Here is a 17315-nt window from a genome sequence, read left to right as displayed (position 1 = left end):
GGGGGCTCAGGGACCGCGTCCGTCGGGTGTCGGTGCCGCCGCGCACGCTGGTCACCCCCGTTCCCGGAGTCCAGAATGGAAGGAGCGTCGATGTGTCGGTCGGATCGTCGGGAGGTGTCGTGGCATCGCTGCAGCGGCTGCGGATGTCGTGGGAGGACTACCTCGCGCTGCCGGAGCGACCCAGGGCCGAGTGGGTCGACGGCGAGGTCGTCGTGAGTCCGCCGGTCTCCCCGGCCCACGGTGCGGCGGTGGTCGCCCTGGGCGCGCGCCTGCGCAGCGCCCTGCCGGGCCTGCAGGTGATGACCGAGGTCGGTGTCTGGCTGCCCGGCAACCGGCTCCGGGCCCCTGACCTCACGGTCGTGGAGCGCTGGCCCGCCGGCCCCGCGGTGACCGACGTGCCGGTCCTCGTGGCGGAGGTGCTCTCGCCCTCCACGCGCAGCGAGGACCTGCTGCGCAAGTCGACCGAGTACGCCGCGGCCGGCGTCCGGCAGTACTGGGTCGTCGACCCGGAGGCGCGCATCGTCGACGTCTTCGCCAACGCCGGCGGCGGCTGGGAGCCGTTGGTCCGGGTGGACGAGCTGTCTCGGACCGCAGAGATCCGGGTCGGCGAGCACGGCGTCGTCCTCATCGACCTCGCCGAGCTCGTCAGAGGCTGAGTCGCCCGGTCAGCCGTCGAGTCGCCAGATCCACAGCCCCGGCCGGTCGGTCGCGGGCACGCGGCCGTCGTACGCGCTCTCGTCGCCACTGGTGCTCAGCAGCAGGTGTCCGTGGGGCAGGCCGTCGAGGGTGATCGCGTCGCCGGGGGCGCGTCGTGCCGCGACGAGCAAGGTCTCCTCGGGGTGCTCGCGGAGGTAGACGAGCGTGTCGTCGTCGACGTGCGCCCACCGCAGCCCGCCGCGTCGCAGGGCGACATGGGCGCGACGGAGCGCGGCGAGGGCGCCGTACGTCGTCAGCGTGGTCTGGTCCCAGGCGTCGCGGCGGTGCCAGGGCATCGGGCGGCGGGAGTCCTCGCCGTTGACGCCCTCGAGCCCGATCTCGTCGCCGGCGAACAGCATCGGCACGCCCGGCAGCGTGAACTGCAGGCCGGCCGCGACGCGATGGGCGGCCGGGTCGACGACGATCGTGCGGATCCGCGCGGAGTCGTGGGAGCTGAGGATGTTCCAGCTCTGCGAGGTCGCGCGCCAGCCGTAGCGGGCGCGCCACTCGTCGAAGCTCTCGCGGACCAGGCCGCCGGGGCGGCGCGGTACCTGGACCGGTCGCCCAAACGCGCGGGCGTCGGTCTGCTCGGCCCGCAGCCAGGACCACACCGGCCAGGAGAACCCGGAGTAGTTCATCGTGCCGTGCCAGCCGTCGCCGTCGATGTCGCCGGAGGCGTCGTGGTTGTGCTCGCCGACGACGAAGGTGTCGTGGCGCTGCTCGGCGGCGGTGGTCCGGATGATCCGGGCGGTCTCGTGGTTGACGTCGATCGGTCCGAGCCGGCCGGTCATGTTGGCGACGTCGATGCGCCAGCCGTCGACGTCGTACGGCGGCCGTAGCCAGCGCCCGACGACCGAGTCGGGGCCCTCGATCATGACCCGGCGCAGGTCCTCGTTGGCGTGGTTGAGCTTGGGCAGGGTGTGGTGGCCCATCCAGGTCTCGTACTGGTCGCTCTGGGCGCCGTGGAAGTAGTACCAGTCGCGGGTCTCGCCGCCCTCGCGCGCCTGCTGGAACCACTCGTGGGTGTCGCCGGTGTGGTTGGACGTCAGGTCGCCGAGCAGCCGCCAGCCGCGCTCGTGGACCGCGCCGCTGAGCCGGGCGTAGGCCTCGTCGCCGCCGAGCAGCGGGTCGACGTGGTCGAAGGTGCTGGCGTTGTAGCGGTGGTTGCTCTCGCCGGGGAAGACGGGCGTCGTGTACACGATGTCCACACCGACCTCGTCGAGGTGGTCGAGGTGGTCCACGATGCCGTCGAGGTCGCCGCCGTAGAACTGCAGCGGTGTGCGGGGGTCGGTGCCCTCGAAGACCACGGTGTCGTCCCACTCCGCCGGGACTGCCCAGGCCGGAGTCTCCCGCTCGTGGGCCTGCGCGCTCCGGGCGAAGCGGTCGGGGAAGATCTGGTAGACGACGCCGTCGCGCGCCCAGGCAGGTGCCGGGGGATAGGCCACCACCCGGAAGTCGAAGGTGTCGCTCGGGTCATGCGCCTTCTCGCCGGCGGCGGTGAGCCAGGTCTGGCTGCCGTCGGGGTGCTCCAGCAGGAAGCGGTAGTGGGTCACCGGGTTGCGCACCGGCAGCCCGCCCTCCCACCAGGTCGAGCCGTGCTCGTCGGTCGAGCTTGTCGTCCCGCTGGTCGAGCCTGTCGTCCCGCTGGTCGAGCCTGTCGAGACCATCTCGTGGTACGTCGGCTCGGCGTCGAACGTCGTACGGACCCACATCCGGGCGACCGGCCGGGTGCCGTGCGTGCGGACCCGGACCGGCACCGTGCTGCCCAGCTCCGGGTCCTCCACGGGGAGGTAGAGCGGCGACCCGTCGTGATGCGGCTGGTGCAGCAGGCTCATGCGTCCATTCAAGCGGGTGCTGTCTAGGATGACGGCGGCCATCCGGCCAGGCCGCGTTAGCTCAGATGGCAGAGCGTTCGCCTTGTAAGCGAAATGTCGGGAGTTCGATCCTCCCACGCGGCTCGGTGGTGTCGGCGGCGAGACCTAGCGTTCGTCGCATGAACACTTGTCTCGGCTGCGGCGCAGTGCAGCGGACCGAGACTGTCCGCATCACTCCCTAGGCTCGATCCATGACCGAGATCCTGCTCTTCCACCACGCAGGTGGACTCACCGCCGGAGTGAAGGCCTTCGCGCAGACCCTGCGCGACGCCGGGCACACCGTCCACACGCCCGACCTGTTCGAGGGCCGCACCTTCGCCACCGTCGAGGAGGGCGTCGCGTTCCGCGAGGAGGTCGGCCGGGAGGTGCTGATGAGGCGCGCCCTCGCGGCCGCGGAGGGTCTGCCGGCCGAGATCGTGTACGCCGGCATGTCGATGGGCTGCATGGCGGCGACGGCCCTGCTGCTGGACCGGCCGGGCGCGCTCGGCGCGGTCTACCTCTACGGCGCGGTCGACCCGGCCTGGTTCGAGGCGGAGTGGGCGGCCGGCGTACCCGCCCAGAGCCACCAGACCGAGGACGACCCGTGGCGCGAGGCCGAGGGCGACGAGGGGTTCGCCGCGCGGGTGCCGGGCAGCGAGTCCTATCTCTACCCCGGCAGCGGTCACCTGTTCGCCGACCCGGGCAGCGCGGACTTCGACCAGGCGGCCGCCGACCTGGCGACCCAGCGGGTGCTGGCGTTCCTCGACGCGGTGGATCAGCGCAGCTGACGGACCTCGAACCGCGCCGGCGGCACCGCGATGGCGTCCTGCGAGGCGACGAGCTCGAGCTCGCGGCGGCCCGAGGCGAGGGTCTGCTCCAGGATCGCGAACAAGGTGTTGGCGGTGCGGCCCAGCGCGGTGGCGGGCGAGCCGGTGGTGCGCAGGTGGGCCAGGTAGAGCGCTGCGGTGATGTCGCCGCCGCCGTTGGGGGTGATCGGCAGCAGCGGCGTGGTGACCGCCCACGCGCCGGCGTCCGAGACCGCCACGACGTCGAGCTCGGCCTCGTCGAGCTCGCCGTGGATGACGGAGGTGACCAGCACGTCGCGCGGCCCCGTGGCCCGCACCGCGTCGACCGCCTCCAGGATCTCCGTCAGGTTCGACGTGCTCCCGCCGGCGAGGAAGTCGAGCTCGAAGTGGTTGGGCGTGATGATGTCGGCGGTGGGGACGACCTGGTCGCGCATGAACTCCGGGATGCCGGGGCGGACGAAGAAGCCGCGGTCGACGTCGCCCATGACCGGGTCGCAGCAGTAGACGGCGGCCGGGTTGGCGGCCTTGACGCGGCTGACGGCGTCGAGCACGAGCGCGCCGACGGCCGGGTCGCCCTGGTAGCCCGACAGCACCGCGTCGACGGTGCCGAACGCACCGCGGTCCTCGATCCCGGTGATCACGTCGCCGACGTCCCCGGGCGCGATGAGCGGGCCGCGCCAGGCGCCGTACCCGGTGTGGTTGGAGAAGTTCACCGTCAGGACCGGCCACACCTCGTGACCGAGTCGCTGCAGTGGGAAGACCGCGGCGGAGTTGCCGACGTACCCGAACGCGACGTGGGACTGGATCGAGAGGATCTGCACGGCGTCATCCTCCCATCCGCCCGAGGCTCAGCGCGGGTCCCGCTCCGAGAGCAGCCGGGCGGCGACCGCGCCGCCGATCGCACCGAACAGGTGGCCCTGCCAGGAGACGCCCGGCTGGCCGGGGAGCACGCCCCACAGCAGGCCGCCGTAGAGGAAGAAGAGGGTGAGCCCGAGGATGATCTCGCCGGCCCGACGGGTGAAGAAGCCGCGGATCATCAGGTAGACCAGCCAGCCGAAGATCAGCCCCGAGGCGCCGAGATGGACCTCGCCGGGTGGTGCCACGATCCACACGCCGACGCCGCCGACCAGCCAGATCACGGCCGTGGCGGCCAGGCCGCGGCGTACGCCGGTCACGAGCACCAGGAAGCCGAGCACGAGCACGGGGACCGTGTTGGCCTCCAGGTGCGCCCAGCCGGCGTGCAGCAGCGGCGCGAAGAGCACCCCGAGCAGGCCCTCGTCGCTGCGCGGACGGACGCCGAAGCCGTCCAGGCGGTGGCCGAGGACGACGTCGACGAACTCCACCATCCACAGCAGCACGACGAAGACCACTGTGTGCGCCAGGGCGCGTCCCCAGGTCGAGGGGCGGTCGACCGGGCGCTGCAGGCTCACGAGATCACGGTAGTCAGGGCCACAACCCGGGACTCGCGGGGCCACGAGGCGGGACTCGCGGGGCCACGGGGCGGGACTCGCGGGGCCACGGGGCGGGACTCAACCGTGCGGGAGGGACCAGTCGATGGGCTCGGCACCTTGCGCGAGGAGCAGCTCGTTGACGCGGGAGAAGGGTCGGGAGCCGAAGAAGCCGCGGTGGGCGGAGAGCGGGGAGGGGTGCACGGACTCGACGTACGGCACGGGGCCGAGCATCGGCTTCAGCGACTGGGCGTCGCGGCCCCACAGGATCGCGGCCAACGGGCTGCCCTGCGCGGCCCGGGCGACGAGCGCCTCGATGGCGCAGGCGGTGACCTCCTCCCAGCCCTTGCGGCGGTGCGACGCCGGTCCGCCGGGGCGCACGGTCAGCACCCGGTTGAGCAGCATCACGCCGCGGTCGGACCAGGCGGTGAGGTCGCCGTGCTCGGGCACCGTGATGCCGAGGTCGGTGGACAGCTCGGTGTAGATGTTGCGCAGCGACGCGGGCAGCGGCCGCACGTGCGGATCGACCGCGAAGGACAGCCCGATGGGGTGCCCGGGGGTGGGGTAGGGGTCCTGCCCGACGACCAGCACGCGTACGTCGGCCAGCGGCCGCTGGAAGGCCCGGAAGACCCGGTCGCCGGCCGGGAGGTAGGGCCGGCCGAGCGCCAGCTCGTCGCGCAGGAACCGGCCGACCGCCTCGATCCGGTCCTCGACCGGAGCCAGCGCTGCGGCCCAGTCCGGTGCCATCAGTCCCCGGTCGACCAGGCCGGCAAGAGCGCTCACGGGGCGCAGGCTAGCGTGCAGGCATGAGGTTCGGTCTCTTCGTCCCGCAGGGCTGGCGCTTCGACCTGGTCGGCATCGAGCCGGCGGACCAGTGGCCGTTGATGCTCGACCTCGCTCGCCGCGCCGACCGGGGCGAGGCGTGGGAGTCGCTGTGGGTCTACGACCACTTCCACACCACGCCGGAGCCGTCGCACGAGGCGACCCACGAGGCATGGACGCTGATGGCCGCCTTCGGCGCCGCGACCGAGCGGATCCGGCTCGGTCAGATGTGCACCTGCATGAGCTACCGCGAGCCGGCGTACCTCGCCAAGGTCGCCGCGACCGTCGACCACGTCTGCGCCGGGCGGCTGGAGATGGGCATCGGCGGCGGCTGGTACGAGCACGAGTGGCGCTCTTACGGCTACGGCTTCCCCAGCGCCGGCGAGCGGCTGGGCCGGCTGCGGGAGGGCGTCGAGATCTTCCGGCAGGCCTGGACGACCGGCTCGGCGACGCTGGACGGGAAGCACTACGAGGTCGACGGCGCCATCGTGCGCCCGCTGCCGATCCAGACCGGGCGCAGCGGCATCCCGCTGTGGATCGCCGGCGGCGGCGAGAAGGTGACGCTCAAGATCGCGGCCCAGTACGCCGACTACACCAACTTCGACGGCACTCCGGAGGTGTTCGCCGCGAAGTCGGAGGTGCTCGCCGGGCACTGCCGGGACCTGGGGCGTGACTACGACGAGATCGTCCGCAGCGCCAACTACAACACCGTCATCGGGTCGACCGAGGCCGAGGTCGCCGACCGGCTTGCGTGGTACCGCGACCACCTCACCGGGCCGCTCGGCGCCGCGAAGGCCGAGGAGATCGTCGCCAACCTCGCCACCCAGCCGCTCGTCGGCACTCCCGAGCAGATCGTGGAGCGGCTGCGCGGGCTGCAGGACCTCGGGCTGGCGTACGCCATCCACTACTTCCCCGAGGCGGCCTACGACCGCAGCGGCATGGAGCTGTTCGAGCGCGAGGTCATCCCCGCGCTGCGCTGAGGCCGCGACCGGGCGCGGAGACCGCGGGCGCCGCCAGCCGGAACCGGGCGACGTACACCGCCGGGTGGTCGGTGATGTCGGGGCGCACGATGCGACGGTAGCCGCTGAAGCGGGCGGCGCGGTCGCCGAACAGCTGGTCGATGCCGACCGGAGTGTTCTCGCACCGCTTGGCCGGCCTGACCGGCGAGCTCAGGCCCGCCTTCCGCATCCGGCAGTAGGCGCGCTCGGTGCTGTTGAAGTCTCCGGCGATGAAGACCGTCACCCCTGGGCCGTGGGTCCGCCGGAGCCGGCGGATCTCGGCGATCTCCCGGTCCAGCGCCCGCTCGCGCCAGCGGGAGCCGCTGCCGAAGGCGGCGTGGTGGACGGCCATCACCGCGATCCGCTGACCGGTCCGCCGGTCGTCGAGGAAGACGACCGGCACGCGGGCGCGTCGCCCGTGCTTGGTCCAGGAGCGGAAGTGGTAGCTATCCACGAGCCGGTAGGCGTCGGTGTCGTAGAAGACGCCGTCGTAGATGCCGCGGCCGGGCGTGCCGCCGGTGACCATGGCGTAGCGCCCCGCGCTGGCGCGCCGGAACGCCCGGACCTGCGGGCGCTCCATCTCGACGAGCACGCCGACGTCGGCGTCGCGACGGTGGATCAGCCGCACCATCCGCTCCATGCGGCGGGCGCCGGCCATCGCGAACCTCCCGTCACCGCCGGCCCGGGCGGTGTGGTGGTTGGCCCAGGCGTTGGCCCAGAAGAACCCCCGGCGTACGTCGTCCGGCGCGTCCTGCGCCGCGCCAGGTGCGCTCACCAGACCGGAGAGCGTGATCGCCAGCGACAGTCCGAGCACGGCGACGCCGCGTCCGCGCCGGCCCGCCGTGGTCCGACGGGACCGGCTCGGGCGGCTCGGGCGGCTCAGCCACCCAGTGCGCGCGAGCTCGACGACCGGTAGCGGCGCTCCGGGTTCGCGCCGATCGCGTCGCGCCGGGGGCCGCGGCGGTCGGGAGACGAACCCTTCGGCGAGGCGTGGCCGGGTCCCGCGTCGGTGGGCGCCCCGCGGCGCCGGCTGTCCCATGCGTCGATCCACGCATCCGCTTGTACCCAGGTGCTGCCCCGAGCAGCCCGGCCGGTCAGCATGCCGAGGTGTCCACCGGGGACGACCGCGAACCGGACCTCCTCGGCGCCGGTCAGCAGACCGACCACGGCCCGGACCGCGCGGATGGGCGCGATGCCGTCGCCGGCGCCCGCGCAGACCAGCACCGGGGCCGTCACCCGGGCGAGGTCGATGACCCGGCCGTCGAGCTCCAGCCGGCCGCTGACGAGCAGGTTGGACCGGAAGAACCGGTGGTAGAGCTGGCCGAAGGTGCGGCCGGGGTAGGCGGTCATGTTCTCGGTGAACCGGTCGACGGCCTCGAGCTGGGCGAGGAAGTCGGCGTCGTCGAGGTGCTGCAGGATCGCCAGCGGCTTGGTGACGACCTTGTCGACGCTGGTGAACTGGAACGCCCACCGCACGATCGGCTTCGGCGCACCGCCGAGCAGCCGGTAGGCCTGGGTGACGATCTGGCCGCCGGTGAGGTCCACGAGGGGACGCAGCGGCGCGATCATCGGGACCTGTGCCACGTCGACGGGCGATCCCAGCAAGGTCACGGACGCGATCGGCAGGTCGTGCTGGTCCGCGGCGGTCAGCAGCGCGAAGATCCCGCCGAGGCTCCACCCCACCAGGTGCACCGGTCGGCCGCCGGCGTGCTCGGAGACCGCGCGGATCGCCTGTGGCAGCACGTCGTCGATCCAGTGCTCGATCCCCAGCGTGCGGTCGTGGAAGGACACCTCGCCGTACTCGACGAGGTAGGTCGGCCGGCCCTGCCCGACGAGATGCTCGACGAAGGAGCAGCCGCGGCGCAGGTCGTAGCAGAGCGAGGGCGCGGCCAGCGGCGTCACCAGCAGCACCGGCTCGCCGCGCTGCGCGACGTCGGCGACGGGTCGGTAGTGGTAGACCTCGCGCAGCGTGCCCTCGTCGATCAGCGTGCGGGGCATCGGCCTCAGGTCGGCGAGTCCGCCGTACAGCAGCTTCTGCGCGACGTTGCCGGCGGCCGAGGTCAGCTGCTGCGGGCGGGGGAGGAACGGCACGCTCGGGAGCGTAGCCGGGTCGGGCGGGTTGGTGGGACCGGTGTCTCAGACACTCGCGGTCTCAGACACTCCCGGGATCAGGAGTCGCGGGGCGGGCGCAGGGTCTTGCCGTGCGAGCCGGGTACGTCGGCCAGCTCGGTCATGAAGCTGGCGGCCCAGGCGGCGACGTCGTGCTGCTTGATGGTCTTGCGCATCGCCTTCATGCGCCGCGTCACCTCCTTCTCGTCGGCGCGGTAGGCGTCGAGCAGCGCCTGCTTCATGCCGTTGAGGTCGTAGGGGTTGACCAGCCATGCCTGCCGCAGCTCCTCGGCGGCACCGGCGAACTCGCTGAGGACCAGGGCGCCGTCGTCCTGGCACCGGCAGGCGACGTACTCCTTGGCGACGAGGTTCATGCCGTCGCGGTAGGGGGTGACGACCATGACGTCGGCGGTGCGGTAGAGGGCGGCCATCTCCTCGCGCGGGTAGGAGGAGTGCAGGTAGTGGATCGCGGGTCGGCCGATCTCGCCCAGGTCGCCGTTGATCCGGCCGACCAGCCGGTCGATCTCGTCGCGCAGGATGCGGTACTGCTCGACCTGCTCGCGGCTGGGGACCGCCACCTGGATGAAGACGGCGTCGTCGACGTCGAGCTTGCCCTCGGTGAGCAGCTCGCCGAAGGCGCGCAGGCGGGCGTAGATGCCCTTGGTGTAGTCGAGCCGGTCGACGCCGAGGAAGACCTTGCGGGGCCGGCCGAGCGCCTCCCGGATCTCCGCGGAGCGCTTGACGACGCCCTCGGTCTGCACCAGGTCCTCCAGGCCGGCGGCGTCGATCGAGATCGGGTAGGCCGCGGCGCGGACCGTCCGGCCGTCGGGGAGGTAGACCAGGTCGCGGTGGGTCTTGTGGCCGACCCGCTGGCGCACCAGCCGCACGAAGTTCTGCGCCGCGCCGGAGAGCTGGAAGCCGACCAGGTCCGCGCCGAGGAGGCCCTCGAGCAGCTGCCGGCGCCAGGGCAGCTGCTGGAACAGCTCGGCGGGCGGGAACGGGATGTGGAGGTAGAAGCCGATCTTGAGGTCGGGCCGCAGCTCGCGCAGCATCGCCGGCACCAGCTGCAGCTGGTAGTCGTGCACCCACACCGTGGCGCCCTCGGCCGCGACCTCGGCGGCCTTCTCGGCGAAGCGGCGGTTGACGCGCTGGTAGGCCTCCCACCACTCCCGGTGGAAGGCCGGCTTGGCGACCAGGTCGTGGTAGAGCGGCCACAGGGTCGCGTTGGAGAAGCCCTCGTAGTGGCCCTCGATCTCGTCCTGGCTCATGGTCATCGGGACCAGGTGCAGGCCGTCCTGCTCGAACGGCTCCAGGTGCTCCTCGGTGCCGCCCGGCCAGCCGATCCACACGCCCTCGTTGGCCCGCAGCACGGGCTCGATCGCGGTGACCAGTCCGCCGGGGGAGGTCCGCCAGCCCTTCGACCCGTCCGGCAGCTCCACCCGGTCCACCGGGAGCCGGTTGGCCACGACGACGAGATCGGCGCTCACGTTCTTGACCATAGCGGTGCACTGTTACCCACTTCCGGCGCGAGTACGTTTCCCTCGTGACCCCTCCCCCTCCCTCCCACGACGGCTTCCACGGCGGCTTCCACGGCGGGCCCGTCCGCTGGGGCATCCTCGCCACCGGAAAGATCGCCCACACCTTCGCCCAGGACCTGCTCCAGTTCGAGGACGCCGTGCTCACCGCGGTGGGGTCGCGGCGGCTGGAGACGGCGCAGGCGTTCGCCGCGTCGTACGCCGCCCCGGCCGGCCCGCCCCGCGCCCACGGCTCCTACGCCGAGCTGGCGGCCGACCCCGACGTCGACGTGGTCTACATCGCCACGCCGCACTCCCTGCACCTCGAGGACGCCCGGCTGCTCTTCGCCGCCGGCAAGCACGTGCTGTGCGAGAAGCCGCTGACCCTCTCGGCCGAGGACGGGACCACCATGGTGGAGCTCGCCCAGCAGCACGACCGGTTCCTCATGGAGGCGATGTGGACCGCCTGCCACCCGACCGTGATCGCGCTGCGGGAGCGGCTGCTCACCGGTGAGTTCGGCACACCCCGCCACCTCCACGCCGAGCTCGGCTTCGTGGTCACGGCGCCCCCGACCGACCGGATGTTCGACCCCCGGCTGGGCGCGTCGGCTCTACTGGACATGGGCATCTACCCGCTCACCTTCGCCCAGCTGATGCTCGGCGAGCCCGAGCAGCTGGTCGCCACCGGCGACACCCGCAGCGCCCCGGGCGGCACCTTCGACGTCGACGTCGCGATCGCCGGCCGCTACCCCGGCGGTGCGCTGGCGACCATGACGGCCTCGATCACCTCCTGGTCGTCTCGGCGCGCCGAGATCGCCACGGACCGCGGCCGCATCGTCCTCGCGGAGTTCCACCACTCGACCCACGCGGTGTTCGAGCCCCGAGCCGCGATCGCGGACTGGACCGACCAGCCGGTGCCGGTGGAGCCGGTCGTGATCGAGCCGACCACGCCGATCGTCGGGCGGGGCTACGGCAACGAGATCGCCGAGGTGAACCGCTGCCTGCGCGCGGGGCTGAGGGAGAGCCCGCTCGTGCCGCACGCCCAGACCCTCGCGGTGCTGCGGCAGATGGACGAGGTCCGCCGGCAGATCGGTGTGGCGTACACCGACTGAGCCCCGGGGCACGCCGAGGGAGAGAATCACACCGCTGTCATTCCTCGCGTACAGTGACCCCCGGAGGCAAGACCGAGCACGAGTTTGGGGGCACCCATGGACGCCGCGAACACTGGCCATGCCGGCCACGCCGGCGAGGTCGAGCGACCCACGCTGAGCGAGCGCGACCGACAGATCCTCGACTTCGAGCGCCAGTGGTGGAAGTACGCCGGCGCCAAGGAGACCGCCGTCCGCGAGCAGTTCGACATGTCGGCGACCCGCTACTACCAGGTCCTCAACGCCCTCATCGACCGTCCCGAGGCGCTCGAGGCCGACCCGCTGCTGGTCCGTCGGCTGCGCCGACTGCGGGCCGCTCGGCAGCGGCAGCGCTCCGCCCGGCGGCTCGGCTTCGAGATCTGAGGTCCGCGATGCCCAGCCTGGCCCGGACCCGTTCCCAGCGCGGTGTGGTGCTGCCCTCGCCGGTGGCGCTGCTGAGCATCGTCGCGGTGGTGGTCGCCGCCGTCACCTTCGTCGCGACGCGCGGCGGCGAGCCGACCGAGCGTGAGATCACCACCGTCGCCGCGCCGAGCCCCAGCGCCGCTCCCACGACCGCCGCGCCGGCGCCGCCTCCGCCCACCAGGACGCCCCCGCCCGTGGTGCGCAAGAAGGTCATGGTCGAGGTCTACAACAACTCCTCGGTCAAGGGCCTCGCGGCGAAGGTCGGCGACAAGGCCGGCACCATCGGCTGGCAGGTCGTCGGCGCCGACAACTGGTACGGCAACGTGCCCGCCACGACCGTGTACTACCCCAAGAAGCTCAAGGCGGCCGGCAAGCAGCTCGCCCTCGACCTCGGCGTCAAGCGCACCGCCAGGGCCGAGGACCCGATGAAGCTGGACCGTCTCACCATCATCCTGACCGGCCCGCTCGACTGAGCGCGGGCGGCCGACCGTCCTGAGGAGCCCCGCGTTGACGTCCGCCAGGCTGAAGGTGGCGTGGCGAGCCGACGTCCAGGGCCTGCGCGCCGTCGCGGTCGCCCTGGTCGTCGCCGACCACGCCGGCCTGACCGGGTTCGCCGGTGGGTTCCTCGGCGTCGACGTCTTCTTCGTCGTCTCCGGGTTCCTCATCACCACGCTGCTGGTGCGGGAGGCGCGCCGTACCGGCGGCATCAGCCTGCGCGACTTCTACGCCCGCCGCGCCCGCCGCATCCTCCCGGCCGCCACGGTCGTGCTGGTGGTGACGGTGCTGGCGGTGGCGACGCTGCAGTCGCTGCACCGCACCGAGACCGCCACCGTGGACGCGCTGTGGGCAGCGTTCTTCCTCGCCAACGTCCACTTCGCGCACGAGGGCACCGACTACTTCGCCGCCGACCTGGCGTCGCCGTTCCAGCACTTCTGGTCGCTGGCGGTGGAGGAGCAGTTCTACCTGGTCTGGCCCCTGCTGCTCGTCTTCATGGTCCACCGCGGGGTACGCCGCAGCGTGATGCTCTGGGTGACCGGGCTGCTCACCGTGAGCTCGCTGGCGTGGTCGATCCACCTGACCCAGACCATGCCGGCGGCGGCGTACTTCTCCTCGCCGGCCCGCGCCTTCGAGCTGGGCTGTGGCGCGTTCCTGGCGCTGTGGGGGCCGCGGTTCCCGCACGGCGCCCGGGTGCTGCTCGGCATCACCGGCGCCACCGTGCTGGGCTGGGCCTGCGTGACGATGGACGCGACGACGCCGTTCCCCGGCTACCAGGCGCTGTTCCCCGTGCTCGCCACCGTCGCGCTGCTGGCCTCGGCCAAGGGGCCGGTCGCCAAGCTGCTCGCGCTGCGGCCGCTGGGCCGGCTCGGTGACATCTCCTACTCGCTGTACCTCTGGCACTGGCCGGTGCTGCTCATCGGCGCCGAGCAGGTGCCCGAGGAGTGGGCGGCGTGGCAGGAGGCCACCGCCCTCGTCGCCGTCTCGGTGCTGCTCTCGGTGGTGACCTACCTGCTCGTGGAGCGGCCCTTCCAGGAGCGCCGGGTGCCGGTCTTCCGCGGCTCCTGGTCGCTGGCGCTGTGGCCGGCCACGCTGGGCGTCGTGGCGGTGGCCTCGCTCGGCGCCGCGGCGCACGCCGAGTCGCTGCTGCAGCGCGACCGCGAGATCGCCTACGACTGGTACGAGCGGCATCCCGCCGCCCAACAGCCGGTCGACGTGTTCCGGCCCGAGAAGGCCGTCACCGAGGCGGTCGCCCTGGCCCGGGAGGGCGCGCCCATCCCACCGACGATCGACCTCGCCGAGCTGGGGAAGCAGGCCTGGCGCACCGACTACTCCTGCCTGGCCAGCTTCGAGGACACGGCGGTCCCGGACTGCGCGTACGGCGACACGACCGCCACCCGGACGCTGGTCGTCAACGGCGACTCCCACGCCGGCATGTGGCTGCCGGCGCTCGATGTGCTGGGCCAGCGCGAGCACTTCAAGGTGGTGCCGCTGGTGAAGTCGTCGTGCGCGCCCTTCGACGTGCCGCAGACCCTCGGCGGCAAGGCGTTCCCGTCCTGCCCGGCGTTCCGGGTCTGGGCGCGCGACAGGATCGCCGCGCTGAAGCCCGACGCGCTCGTGCTCGGCTACCGCGGGCTCTACCAGGTCAGGGCGCCCGACGGCACGACCGAGGAGCAGACCTGGTCGGCCGGGGTCGCGCGCGCCGTACGCTCCCTTGCTCCGCTCGCCGGTCAGGTCCTCGTCGTCGCCGACGTCCCGCTGCGCCCGGTCCCCGCGCCCGACTGCCTGAGCACGCCCGGGGCCGACCAGGCCACCTGTCTGGCGCCGGCCACCGGCAGCGGGGTCACCTCCAACCCGATCACGCGGGCGGCGCTGCAGGGCACGACCGCGCGGTTCGTCGACCCGACCGCGCTGTTCTGCTCGGCCGGGGTCTGCCCGCTCGTGGTCGGCGACCACGTCCTCTACTACGACGACGACCACATCAACTCCGAGTGGGCCAAGGAGATCGCGCCCCGGTTCGGCGAGCTGCTCGCGCCGGTGTTCGGCTCCGACCGGCAACCGGCGCCGTGATTGGCTGGTGACATGCAGTTCACCTCGCCCGAGGCCGAGCAGCGGTACGACGCCCTGCTGACCGTCGGTGCCGGCCTGGTCGTCGCCCTGGACTTCGACGGGACGCTGTCGCCGATCGTCGACGACCCCGAGCAGGCGCACATCCACCCCGACGCCGGGGACGTGCTGGTCGAGCTTGCCGGGAAGGTGCTTGCCGTCGCGGTGGTCACCGGCCGTCCGGCCCGCCAGGTGCTCGACCTCGGCGGCCTCGAGGAGATCGGCGACGCGGTCGCGGCGGCCGGCAAGGAGCTCTACGTCTTCGGGCAGTACGGCAACGAGCGCTGGAGCTCCTCGCGGCGCACCATCGTCGGGCCGCGGCCGCCACAGGGCCTGGCGACCTTCCTGCGCGAGCTGCCCCGGACGCTGCGCGCGGCCGACGCCGCCGACGCCTACGTGGAGGACAAGGGCCTCGCGGTGGCCGTGCACACCCGCCGGATGCCGGACCCGGAGTCGGCGTTCGCGCGGCTGCTGCCCGTCCTCAGCGAGCAGGCCGAGGCCCACGACCTCGTCGTCGAGCCGGGCCGTAACGTCGTCGAGGTGCGCTCCGGGGGGATGGACAAGGGGCTCGTGGTCGAGCGGCTCATCACCCAGCTCGGCGCCAAGGGCCTCCTGTTCGCCGGCGACGACCTGGGCGACGTGGACGCCTTCGAGACCGTCACGGCGTACGCCGGCGAGGGACTGCCCACGCTGCTGGTCTGCTCCGCCTCCGACGAGCAGTCGGCCCTGGTGCCGCTGTCCGACGTCGTAGTACCCGGCCCCGCGGGCGTGCTGGCGCTGCTCCGCGATCTTGCCCGTCGGCTGCCCTGACGCACGTGCTCTCGGTTGCGACGTCCGCGATGCGGATGCTCGGTCCCGACATGCGAGATCCGATTCGCCGCCGGGCCGAGCGACGACCTAGGGTGTGACTGCTCATCGAGAGGGACTGAGGGAACGGCCCAGTGAAGTCCCGGCAACCGACCACGAGCCTCCGCCGCCCGGCATGAACCGCCGGAAGACGGACGTGGGTGAGGTGCTAATTCCGGCCCGGCGCGAGATCCGCGCCCGGGGAAGATGAGGAGGAGGACTCATGAGCGCTGTCGTCACCGAACGGTCCACCATCCGCGAGGGTGCCTTCGGCAACGCCGTGGCCCTCGCCTGTCGCGAGTGCGGCCACGAGGTCGAGCTCGGCCCGTCGTACGCCTGCCCGGAGTGCTTCGGCCCGCTGGAGATCTCCTACCACTTCCCGCAGGTCACCCGCGAGGAGATCGAGGCCGGCCCGCGCAACATCTGGCGCTACAAGGCGCTGCTGCCGGTGCCCTCCGACATCGAGGAGAGCCCGAACCTCGAGCCCGGCTTCACGCGGCTGCTGGAGGCCAAGAACCTCGCCCGCGAGCTCGGCCTGACCAAGCTGTGGGTCAAGGACGACAGCACCAACCCGACGAACTCCTTCAAGGACCGCGTCGTGGCCTGCGCGCTCTCGGCCGCGCGTGAGCTCGACGCCCGGGTCTTCGCCTGTCCGTCGACCGGCAACCTGGCCAACGCCGTCGCCGCGGCCGGTGCCCGCGCCGGCATCAAGACCGTCGTCTTCATCCCGAGCAACCTCGAGCAGCCCAAGCAGGTCAACTCGGCGATCTACACCGAGAACCTCGTCGCGGTCGACGGCAACTACGACGACGTCAACAAGCTCGCCTCCGAGATCGCGGGCGAGGAGGACGGCTGGGCGTTCGTCAACGTCAACGTCCGGCCCTACTACGCCGAGGGCTCCAAGACCCTCGGCTACGAGATCGCCGAGCAGCTCGGCTGGCGGTTGCCCGACCAGATCGTGATCCCGGTGGCCAGCGGCTCCCAGCTCACCAAGGTGCACAAGGCGTTCCAGGAGCTGATCAAGCTGGGCCTGGTCGAGGACAAGCCGTACCGCGTCTTCGGCGCGCAGGCCGAGGGCTGCTCGCCGGTGTCGGTGGCCTACAAGGCCGGCGTCGACGCGATCCGCCCGGTCAAGCCGGACACCATCGCCAAGAGCCTGGCCATCGGCAACCCCGCCGACGGCATCTACGTGCTCGACATCTGCCGGGAGACCGGCGGCGCGGTCGAGGACGTCACCGACGACGAGGTCCGCGCGGGCATCGTGCTGCTGGCCCGTACCGAGGGCATCTTTACCGAGACCGCCGGCGGCACGACCGTCGCGGTGCTCAGGAAGCTCGTCGAGACCGGTCAGCTCGACACCTCCCTCGAGACCGTCGTCATCAACACCGGCCACGGTCTGAAGACGCTCGACGCGGTCTCGGGCTCGGTCCGTCCTGCCGCGACGATCGCCCCGACGTACGCCGCCTTCGCCGCCACCGGCCTGGCCTGAGTCTCGATACACCGCCGAGAAGAGGAACTGATGTCCGTCTCCGTCCGGATCCCCACCATCCTCCGCACCTACACGGGCGGCGAGTCCGAGGTGAGCGCCTCGGGCGCGACCCTCGCCGACGTGCTCGACGACCTGGACGCGAGCTACAGCGGCATCAAGGGCCGGATCCTCGACGAGTCCGGCGAGCTGCGCCGGTTCGTCAACGTCTACGTCGGCAACGACGACGTGCGGTTCCTCGACAACCTGGCCACCCCCACCCCCGACGGCACCCAGATCTCGGTCATCCCGGCCGTCGCCGGCGGCTGCTGACGGACAGATGTAACGCGGGGTTATGGGATCTGGCGCGCCGGTATTTCACGTCACCAGATCCCATAACTGAGCGTTACAGCTGCGCGCGCCGCTCGACGAGATGCGCCCGCTCCGCGAGGTTGGCGCAACGGCCGATCGCCTCGTCGTACGCCGCGGCCGCCTCGTCGTCGCGGCCCAGGCGCAGCAGCAGCTCGGCGCGGGTGGCGGGCAGCCGGTGGCCGGGCAGGACCAGGCCGTCGAGCGCGTCGAGGCCCGCGGCCGGACCGGACGCCTC

17 protein-coding genes, 1 tRNA gene, 1 pseudogene and 1 riboswitch are annotated in these 17315 nt (G+C 72.4%); of the genes and pseudogenes, 11 read left to right on the top strand and 8 right to left on the bottom strand.

From position 1 onward, the window contains the following. Positions 1-119: 119 nt before the first annotated feature. Entirely contained in the window at positions 120-656 is a 537-nt protein-coding gene (locus VGE38_RS08025) for a Uma2 family endonuclease (RefSeq protein ID WP_331142008.1), read from the top strand. Positions 657-665: 9 nt separating this feature from the next. Here VGE38_RS08025 and VGE38_RS08020 read toward each other — a convergent pair whose 3' ends face one another. Continuing rightward, positions 666-2531 (bottom strand): glycoside hydrolase family 13 protein, encoded by a 1866-nt coding sequence (locus tag VGE38_RS08020; RefSeq protein WP_331142007.1) that lies wholly within the window; start codon positions 2529-2531, stop codon positions 666-668. Between the two features lie 50 nt (positions 2532-2581). On the opposite strand from VGE38_RS08020, the gene VGE38_RS08015 reads away from it, so the two are divergent. Further along, positions 2582-2654: transfer RNA gene (locus VGE38_RS08015), tRNA-Thr, on the top strand. Positions 2655-2761: 107 nt separating this feature from the next. Then, a complete protein-coding gene (locus tag VGE38_RS08010; RefSeq protein ID WP_331142006.1) occupies positions 2762-3337 on the top strand; it encodes a dienelactone hydrolase family protein in 576 nt (191 codons plus the stop codon). Here VGE38_RS08010 and pdxY read toward each other — a convergent pair. The 3 genes from pdxY to VGE38_RS07995 all read right to left on the bottom strand — a co-directional run bounded on the left by pdxY (position 3325) and on the right by VGE38_RS07995 (position 5550). Continuing rightward, a complete protein-coding gene (gene pdxY / locus VGE38_RS08005) occupies positions 3325-4176 on the bottom strand; it encodes a pyridoxal kinase PdxY (protein WP_331142005.1) in 852 nt (283 codons plus the stop codon). The genes VGE38_RS08010 and pdxY overlap by 13 nt on opposite strands. Before the next feature lie 27 nt (positions 4177-4203). Further along, the gene (locus VGE38_RS08000; RefSeq protein WP_331142004.1) at positions 4204-4785 is read right to left on the bottom strand and encodes a rhomboid family intramembrane serine protease; all 582 of its coding nucleotides are present in this window, start codon (positions 4783-4785) and stop codon (positions 4204-4206) included. A 99-nt stretch (positions 4786-4884) separates the two neighbouring features. Next, positions 4885-5550, bottom strand: coding sequence for a uracil-DNA glycosylase (locus VGE38_RS07995; protein WP_331142021.1), 666 nt, complete (start codon positions 5548-5550; stop codon positions 4885-4887). Between the two features lie 59 nt (positions 5551-5609). Here VGE38_RS07995 and VGE38_RS07990 point away from each other — a divergent pair, with 59 nt between their 5' ends. After that, positions 5610-6605: an LLM class F420-dependent oxidoreductase gene (locus VGE38_RS07990; RefSeq protein ID WP_331142003.1), complete on the top strand. Its 996-nt coding sequence runs from the start codon at positions 5610-5612 to the stop codon at positions 6603-6605. Here VGE38_RS07990 and VGE38_RS07985 read toward each other — a convergent pair. The 3 genes from VGE38_RS07985 to VGE38_RS07975 form a co-directional block, all read right to left on the bottom strand. Then, positions 6586-7437, bottom strand: a complete 852-nt coding sequence (locus tag VGE38_RS07985) for an endonuclease/exonuclease/phosphatase family protein (protein WP_331142002.1) — start codon at positions 7435-7437, stop codon at positions 6586-6588. The two genes, VGE38_RS07990 and VGE38_RS07985, sit on opposite strands and share 20 nt — an antisense overlap. A gap of 65 nt (positions 7438-7502) precedes the next feature. Continuing rightward, a complete protein-coding gene (locus VGE38_RS07980) occupies positions 7503-8714 on the bottom strand; it encodes an alpha/beta fold hydrolase (RefSeq protein WP_331142001.1) in 1212 nt (403 codons plus the stop codon). Between the two features lie 77 nt (positions 8715-8791). Beyond that, a complete protein-coding gene (locus VGE38_RS07975; RefSeq protein ID WP_331142000.1) occupies positions 8792-10231 on the bottom strand; it encodes an alpha,alpha-trehalose-phosphate synthase (UDP-forming) in 1440 nt (479 codons plus the stop codon). 44 nt (positions 10232-10275) lie between these two features. On the opposite strand from VGE38_RS07975, the gene VGE38_RS07970 reads away from it, so the two are divergent. From VGE38_RS07970 to VGE38_RS07940, 7 genes are all read left to right on the top strand, one after another. Continuing rightward, positions 10276-11358: a Gfo/Idh/MocA family protein gene (locus VGE38_RS07970; protein ID WP_331141999.1), complete on the top strand. Its 1083-nt coding sequence runs from the start codon at positions 10276-10278 to the stop codon at positions 11356-11358. 96 nt (positions 11359-11454) lie between these two features. Continuing rightward, complete coding sequence (gene napA, locus VGE38_RS07965; RefSeq protein ID WP_331141998.1) at positions 11455-11757, top strand: nucleoid-associated protein NapA; 303 nt, start codon at positions 11455-11457, stop codon at positions 11755-11757. A gap of 8 nt (positions 11758-11765) precedes the next feature. Continuing rightward, positions 11766-12269, top strand: coding sequence for a LytR C-terminal domain-containing protein (locus tag VGE38_RS07960; RefSeq protein WP_331141997.1), 504 nt, complete (start codon positions 11766-11768; stop codon positions 12267-12269). Positions 12270-12303: 34 nt separating this feature from the next. Then, complete coding sequence (locus tag VGE38_RS07955) at positions 12304-14361, top strand: acyltransferase family protein (protein ID WP_331141996.1); 2058 nt, start codon at positions 12304-12306, stop codon at positions 14359-14361. 12 nt (positions 14362-14373) lie between these two features. Then, the gene (otsB, locus tag VGE38_RS07950) at positions 14374-15207 is read left to right on the top strand and encodes a trehalose-phosphatase (RefSeq protein ID WP_331141995.1); all 834 of its coding nucleotides are present in this window, start codon (positions 14374-14376) and stop codon (positions 15205-15207) included. A gap of 99 nt (positions 15208-15306) precedes the next feature. After that, positions 15307-15457, top strand: a riboswitch (SAM riboswitch). Positions 15458-15466: 9 nt separating this feature from the next. Further along, positions 15467-16732, top strand: a complete 1266-nt coding sequence (thrC, locus tag VGE38_RS07945) for a threonine synthase (protein ID WP_331141994.1) — start codon at positions 15467-15469, stop codon at positions 16730-16732. Between the two features lie 30 nt (positions 16733-16762). Beyond that, a complete protein-coding gene (locus VGE38_RS07940; protein ID WP_331141993.1) occupies positions 16763-17041 on the top strand; it encodes a MoaD/ThiS family protein in 279 nt (92 codons plus the stop codon). A 73-nt stretch (positions 17042-17114) separates the two neighbouring features. On the opposite strand, the pseudogene VGE38_RS07935 reads toward VGE38_RS07940, so the two are convergent. After that, positions 17115-17315, bottom strand: a pseudogene (locus tag VGE38_RS07935) (RNA polymerase subunit sigma-24); the annotation flags it as partial.

The organism is Nocardioides sp. (assembly GCF_036405735.1).
Taxonomy (GTDB): Bacteria; Actinomycetota; Actinomycetes; order Propionibacteriales; family Nocardioidaceae; genus Nocardioides.
This window is presented reverse-complemented; position numbering and strand designations above follow the sequence as displayed.

Excerpts from the sequence above, each read along its gene's own strand:
- VGE38_RS08020 (WP_331142007.1), bottom strand. The coding sequence starts at position 2,531 with ATGAGCCTGCTGCACCAGCCGCATCACGACGGGTCGCCGCTCTACCTC.
- VGE38_RS08010 (WP_331142006.1), top strand. The coding sequence starts at position 2,762 with ATGACCGAGATCCTGCTCTTCCACCACGCAGGTGGACTCACCGCCGGA.
- VGE38_RS07995 (WP_331142021.1), bottom strand. The coding sequence starts at position 5,550 with ATGGCACCGGACTGGGCCGCAGCGCTGGCTCCGGTCGAGGACCGGATC.
- VGE38_RS07990 (WP_331142003.1), top strand. The coding sequence starts at position 5,610 with ATGAGGTTCGGTCTCTTCGTCCCGCAGGGCTGGCGCTTCGACCTGGTC.
- VGE38_RS07975 (WP_331142000.1), bottom strand. The coding sequence starts at position 10,231 with ATGGTCAAGAACGTGAGCGCCGATCTCGTCGTCGTGGCCAACCGGCTC.
- napA (WP_331141998.1), top strand. The coding sequence starts at position 11,455 with ATGGACGCCGCGAACACTGGCCATGCCGGCCACGCCGGCGAGGTCGAG.
- VGE38_RS07960 (WP_331141997.1), top strand. The coding sequence starts at position 11,766 with ATGCCCAGCCTGGCCCGGACCCGTTCCCAGCGCGGTGTGGTGCTGCCC.
- otsB (WP_331141995.1), top strand. The coding sequence starts at position 14,374 with ATGCAGTTCACCTCGCCCGAGGCCGAGCAGCGGTACGACGCCCTGCTG.
- thrC (WP_331141994.1), top strand. The coding sequence starts at position 15,467 with ATGAGCGCTGTCGTCACCGAACGGTCCACCATCCGCGAGGGTGCCTTC.
- VGE38_RS07940 (WP_331141993.1), top strand. The coding sequence starts at position 16,763 with ATGTCCGTCTCCGTCCGGATCCCCACCATCCTCCGCACCTACACGGGC.